5 protein-coding genes are annotated in these 6,268 nt (G+C 59.3%); 2 read left to right on the top strand and 3 right to left on the bottom strand.

Annotated elements, in window-relative coordinates:
• Positions 1-909: 909 nt before the first annotated feature.
• The 3 genes from ACIOZM_RS09780 to ACIOZM_RS09770 all read right to left on the bottom strand — a co-directional run bounded on the left by ACIOZM_RS09780 (position 910) and on the right by ACIOZM_RS09770 (position 4,681).
• Positions 910-1,878, bottom strand: a complete 969-nt coding sequence (locus tag ACIOZM_RS09780; protein WP_401212648.1) for a TerC family protein — start codon at positions 1,876-1,878, stop codon at positions 910-912.
• A 181-nt stretch (positions 1,879-2,059) separates the two neighbouring features.
• On the bottom strand, positions 2,060-3,763 hold the full coding sequence (locus ACIOZM_RS09775) for an amidase (RefSeq protein ID WP_401212645.1): 1,704 nt from the start codon (positions 3,761-3,763) through the stop codon (positions 2,060-2,062).
• A 129-nt stretch (positions 3,764-3,892) separates the two neighbouring features.
• A complete protein-coding gene (locus tag ACIOZM_RS09770) occupies positions 3,893-4,681 on the bottom strand; it encodes an AraC family transcriptional regulator (RefSeq protein WP_401212643.1) in 789 nt (262 codons plus the stop codon).
• A gap of 85 nt (positions 4,682-4,766) precedes the next feature.
• On the opposite strand from ACIOZM_RS09770, the gene ACIOZM_RS09765 reads away from it, so the two are divergent.
• Positions 4,767-5,765: a bile acid:sodium symporter family protein gene (locus tag ACIOZM_RS09765; protein WP_401212640.1), complete on the top strand. Its 999-nt coding sequence runs from the start codon at positions 4,767-4,769 to the stop codon at positions 5,763-5,765.
• Positions 5,766-5,861: 96 nt separating this feature from the next.
• Positions 5,862-6,212 (top strand): hypothetical protein, encoded by a 351-nt coding sequence (locus ACIOZM_RS09760; protein WP_401212638.1) that lies wholly within the window; start codon positions 5,862-5,864, stop codon positions 6,210-6,212.
• The last annotated feature ends 56 nt before the right edge of the window (positions 6,213-6,268 follow it).

Raw genomic sequence — 6,268 nt, 5'->3', positions numbered from 1 at the left:
CCACGGACATTGTAGGAGCGAGCCTGCTCGCGATAGCGTCAAGTCGGCCACCATCAAAGTTGAATGACACAGCGCAATCGCGAGCAGGCTCACTCCCACAGGTTTTGTGTTGTGATCAAAGCATTCAGTGTCGCCACGGACATTGTGGGAGTGAGCCTGCTCGCGATAGCGTCAAGTCAGCCAACGTCAAAGTTGAATGACACGGCGCAATCGCGAGCAGGCTCACTCCTACAGGTTTTGTGTTGTGATCAAAGCATTCAGCGTTGCCACGGACATTGTGGGAGCGAGCCTGCTCGCGATTGCGTCAAACCAGCCAACATCAAAGTTGAATGACACAGCGCATCGCGAGCAGGCTCGCTCCTACAGGTTTTGTGTTGTGATCAAAGCATTCAGTGTTGCCACGGACATGGTGGGAGCGAGCCTGCTCGCGATAGCGTCAAGTCAGCCAACATCAAAGTTGAATGACACAGCGCAATCGCGAGCAGGCTCACTCCTACTGGTTTGTGTTGTGATCAAAGCATTCAGCGTTGCCACGGACATTGTAGGAGCGAGCCTGCTCGCGATAGCGTCAAGTCAGCCAACATCAAAGTTGAATGACACAGCGCAATCGCGAGCAGGCTCACTCCCACAGGTTTTGTGTTGTGATCAAAGCATTCAGTGTTGCCACGGACATTGTGGGAGCGAGCCTGCTCGCGATAGCGTCAAGTCAGCCACCATCAAAGGTGAATGACACAGCGCAATCGCGAGCAAGCTCGCTCCCACAGGTGTTGTGTTGTGATCAAAGCATTCAGTGTTGCCACGGACATTGTGGGAGCGAGCTTGCTCGCGAAGGCGTCGTGTCAGTCGAAGCATTAATAGACTGACAGATTGCCTTCGCGAGCAAGCTCACTCCCACAGGTTTGTGTTGTGTCATTGAGTGCTTTCGATTTTATTCTTGCTCATGATCAAGCTCAGCAGCACCGAGCCGAGAATCACCGCACCCACCACCGCCAGCGACCACTCCACCGGCATGTGAATCCACGGCATCAGCACCATCTTGCCGCCAATGAACACCAACACAATCGCCAGCCCGTACTTGAGCAGATGAAAGCGGTCCGCCATGTCCGCCAGCAGGAAGTAAAGCGCCCGCAACCCCATGATCGCGAAGATGTTCGAAGTGAACACAATGAACGGGTCAGTGGTGACGGCGAAGATCGCCGGGATGCTGTCCACGGCAAACATCAGGTCGCTGGCCTCGATCAGTACCAGCACCAGAAACATCGGCGTGGCCCAACGCACACCGTTCTGCAGCACGAAAAAGCGCTCGCCATGAAAGCCATTGGTGATGCGCAAATGCGAGCGCACCCAGCGCAGCAGTCGGTTGTTATCCAGATCAGGTTGTTGCTCGGCAAACATCAGCATCTTGATCCCGGTGATGATCAGGAACACCCCGAAGGCATACAGCAACCACTCGAACTGCGTCACCAGCCAGACTCCGGCAAAGATCATCGCCGCGCGCATCACAATCGCCCCGAGCACCCCATAAAGCAGCACCCGACGCTGCAACTCCGGTGGCACCGCGAAGTAGCCGAAAATCATCACGAACACGAACATGTTGTCGATCGACAGCGACTGTTCGATCAGATAACCGGTGAGAAACTCCAGGGTTTTGCGCTGGGCGATTTCAGGCCCGAACGCGCCGTTCAGATACCACCACAACAGCCCGGCGAAGGCCAAGGCCAACAAACACCAGGCCACCACCCAGCACGAAGCCTCACGCACCGAAACCCGATGCGCCTTGCGCCCGCCGAAGACAAACAGATCCACCGCCAGCATGGCGAGGACAAAGACAATGAAGGCGGTCCACATCCAGGGCTCGCCAATGTTGAGATGCTGCATGCCGTTCTCCCTGACTGAACATGAAGAGGGTTGGATGCGGTCATGCTAGCGGGAGGATTGCGCAGAAGAAAAATCGGTTATTTCTGAGGGATAGTTCGGGAAAAACGAAGTGTTGGCGTGTAGGCGCACTTCACGGCCAATGCAAACGGGGCCATGACGGCCCCGATTTATTTCAATGCACTTACTTCAACGACGGCGTACGCGGCGGCACCAGACGTTTCGAACCAGTCGCTTCAAACGCCGAAGCCAGTCGCAGCAACGTCGAATCGTCATAGGCACGACCGGCAAACGTCAGGCCGACCGGCATGCCGATGTCGGCCATGATGCCCATCGGCACGGTCACGGTGGGTACGCCGAGGTGGCGGATGGCGAGGTTACCGTTGGCGACCCAGATGCCGTTGCTCCAGGCGATGTCGGCTGAAGCCGGGTTGACGTCGCAGTCTGCCGGGCCGACGTCGGCATTGGTCGGGAACAGCACCGCGTCGAGTTTCAGTTCATCCATCCAGTCTTCGAGGTCGAGCTTGCGGGTTTGCTCCAGACCGCGCAGGCCGTCGGGCAGCGTCGGGATCTGATCCCACGGCGTGATGCCGCGCTCGGCCATGCGCACGTATTCGTCCATGCCGGCAGCGAGATCGCCTTCACGGTTGGGCAGGGTACCCGGATCGTGCGGGAAGATTTTCGGCCCGTCGACATCCGCCAGACGATTGAGCTTTGGATCGCCATTGGCGCGCAGGAAATCATCAAAAGCCCAGGCCGACAGGTCCCACAATTCGTGGTGCATGAATTCTTTGGAGACGATACCTCGATTGAACACGGTCGGTGCGCCGGGGCGGTCGCCTTCGCAGTTGGACACCAGAGGGAAATCGACTTCGATGACTTCGGCGCCAGCGGCTTCGAGGGCTTTGCGGGCTTCTTCCCAGAGTGCGATCACCGATGGACGGGTGTTGATGCGCTGACCGGTGGGGCCGCCGATGCCGGGTTCTTCGCTGGTACCGGCGTCGGGGTCGGCATTGATGTACATCTTCGGCACGCCCAGACGTTTGCCGGCGAGCGCATCGGGCTGCACTGCCAGTTCGGCGTAGGAGGCCGGGCGCACGGACGCGACGCTCGGGATCGGCACCCATGGCTGCAAGCGCCACAGATCACCACGGGTGTCGGTGTCTTCGGCAACCACCACGTCCAGTACTTCGAGCAGGTCAGCCATGGTTCTGGCGTACGGCACAACCACGTCCATGGTCGGCGTCAGCGGCCAGTTGCCACGCACCGAAATCACCCCGCGTGACGGAGTGTAGGCGCACAAACCGTTGTTCGACGCCGGGCCGCGACCGCTCGACCAGGTTTCTTCCGCCAGACCGAACGCCGAGAAACTCGCTGCAGTGGCAGTGCCAGCACCGTTCGACGAGCCGGAAGCGAACGGCGCGGTCAGGTAGTCGGCGTTGTAAGGGCTTTCGGCGCGACCATAGACCCCGCGCTGCATGCCGCCATTGGCCATCGGCGGCATGTTGGTCTTGCCCAGGCATATCGCCCCGGCAGCGCGCAGACGTTCAATGGTGAAGGCATCGCGATAGGCAACCAGATCGGCAAACGCCGGGCTGCCGGACGCAGCGGTCAGCCCTTTGACCAGATAACTGTCCTTGGCGGTGTAAGGAATGCCGTCCAGCGGACCGAGTGTTTCGCCTTTGGCGCGGCGGGCATCCGAAGCTTCGGCTTCTTTCAATGCCTGCGGATTGCGCACGACCACCGCGTTCAGCGCGGTGTCAGTGTTCGGGCCATCGTAGGCGTCGATCCGCGCCAGATAGGCCTGAACCAGTTCAACCGCCGTGGTCTGACCGGATTCCAGCGCCGAGCGCAATTGGGCAATAGAAACTTCAGTGACGTCGATCATGCGATTACCGCCGAAAAAAGGTTGTTCATGATTGTTAGGTGTCTAGCGCGTCAAAAATTCTTGATGGATGAAACTCTACCCTGAAGTTTGGGCAAATGCTCGCGCTAACTCGATAATTATCGGTGTTATTCAGCGGAAAAACTCTCCGGGGGTCTCACCGAACTGCTGGCGGAACGCCGCGATAAACGCTGAAGTTGAATCGTACCCGCAAGCCAAAGCCACGTCGGTGACGCGTTCGCCCTGTTCCAGCGGAGTCAGCGCACCGAGCAACCGCAGGCGTTGGCGCCAGGCGCGAAAGGTCAGCCCGGTGTCGCGCAGGAACAGCCGGCTCAGGGTTTTCTCGGTCACGCCGAACTTGTCACTCCAGTGGCTGAGTGTGGTTTGTTGCTCTGGATGCTGCTCCAGACTCAGATAAATCTGCCGCAGGCGCGGGTCTTGGGGCAGCGGCAGCATCAGGTCGATCTGCGGTGCGTCGGCCAGTTGATCGAGGATCACCTGAGCCAATCGGCCATGCGCGCCATTCTGATCATACTCGACAGGTATCTGACTAAAGGCACGAATCAGCTCACGCAGCAAATCACTGACACCGAGCACATGACAGCGCTCGATCGCCCAGGGCGCCACACTGCAATCGATGTACAGGCTGCGCATTTCGGTGTGCGGCGCACTGAATACCCGATGCGGCATGCCCGCCGGAATCCACACTGCGCGCTCCGGCGGCGCAACGAAACGACCGGCGCCGGTTTGCACTTCAAGTACGCCCTGAATCGCGTACGACAATTGCACCCACGGGTGACTGTGGCGCCGGGTCAATGCGCGATTGGGCAATGATTCGGTGCGTCCGTACAGCGGTCGCGGCAGGCTGGGAAGCCCGGGAATGCTGCGCCGGAAGCTTTTTTCATGTCCTTTAGGCGGCATCTGCTGGCTCATCGGCGTTAGTCGGTAATTGCCGACCACGTTAGAGTCGCAATCACGTACTGGCAACCCCCGGATGACCAACCCCATGCCCCGCCCAAGATTCTTGCCCGACAACTTCACCCTGACCTTGATCGGCGTCGTGCTGCTCGCCAGTTTCCTGCCCGCCAGCGGTCAGGTTGCGGTGGGCTTCGGCTGGCTGACCAACATCGCCATCGCGCTGCTGTTTTTCCTGCACGGCGCCAAGCTCTCGCGTGAATCGATCATTGCCGGCGCCGGTCATTGGCGTCTGCATCTGTTGGTGTTCGGCCTGACCTTTGTCCTGTTCCCGCTATTGGGTCTGGCGCTGAAACCGCTGCTGTCGCCGCTGATCGGCGACAACCTGTACATGGGCATGCTTTATCTGTGTGCGCTGCCTGCCACCGTGCAGTCGGCGATTGCCTTCACTTCGCTGGCCCGGGGCAACGTTCCGGCGGCAATTTGCAGCGCGGCGGCGTCCAGCCTGTTCGGGATTTTTCTCACGCCGTTGCTGGTGACGTTGTTGCTGAACGTGCATGGCGACGGTGCCTCGACGCTTGATGCGATTCTGAAAATCAGTGTGCAACTGCTGCTGCCGTTCGTTGCCGGGCAGATCGCTCGTCGCTGGATCGGCGCATGGGTCGGGCGCAACAAGAACTGGCTGAAGTTCGTCGATCAGGGGTCGATTCTGCTGGTGGTCTACGGCGCATTCAGCGAGGCGGTCAACGAAGGGATCTGGCATCAGATTCCGGTTATCGATCTGCTGGGGCTGGTGGTGGTCTGCTGCATTCTGCTGGCGCTGGTGCTGTTCGCCTCGACGCTGCTGGGCAAGGCCTTCGGTTTCAGCCAGGAAGACCGCATCACCATTCTGTTCTGCGGTTCGAAGAAAAGCCTCGCTACCGGCGTGCCGATGGCCCAGGTGTTGTTTGCCGGCAGCACCATCGGCGTGCTGATTCTGCCGCTGATGCTGTTCCATCAGATTCAGCTGATGGTCTGTGCGGTGTTGGCGCAGCGCTATGCGAAACGTCCGGAATCGGTGCCGGAGTTGATGGCGCAGGTCGATCCTTGAATTTCAGGTGACGAACGGCTGCTAATGTTGGCTTAATGCCGTTCCGTTGTTATCGGCGGCCCGTTAGCAGTCTTTTTCACGACTACACTCCAGCCCATGAAACGCTATTTGCGGTTTTTCCTCATCTTCGTGATCAGCCTGGCGCTTCCCCTCAGCGGGATGGCGGGCGTCGAGGCGCAACCGTGTCCGATGCAAACCATGGGCATGGCGATGATGGATGGCATGGGCGCCGACTGCTGCAACGACATGGCGAGCTCCAGCAAAAATGGCACTGCCGATCACGGCAAACCCTGCAAGCCTGGCCAGGAGTGCAAAAGCGGTGGGCTGCTGCAAGTTTCTATGGTCAAACCGCCGGTAAATCTGTTCAGCCCCGTTGTACGTTCAATCTCCAGCGACTTCCTTCCTGTACCGGCGCCGTCCGGGCCGTGGCGCCCCCCGCGCGTCTGATTCCTGTTTCCCGATAAGCCTCATTCCGCCTCAGCGGGATGTCTTGCTGCGTGTCT

It is taken from the genome of Pseudomonas sp. NPDC087346, assembly GCF_044744235.1.
Lineage (GTDB): Bacteria > Pseudomonadota > Gammaproteobacteria > Pseudomonadales > Pseudomonadaceae > Aquipseudomonas.
This window is presented reverse-complemented; position numbering and strand designations above follow the sequence as displayed.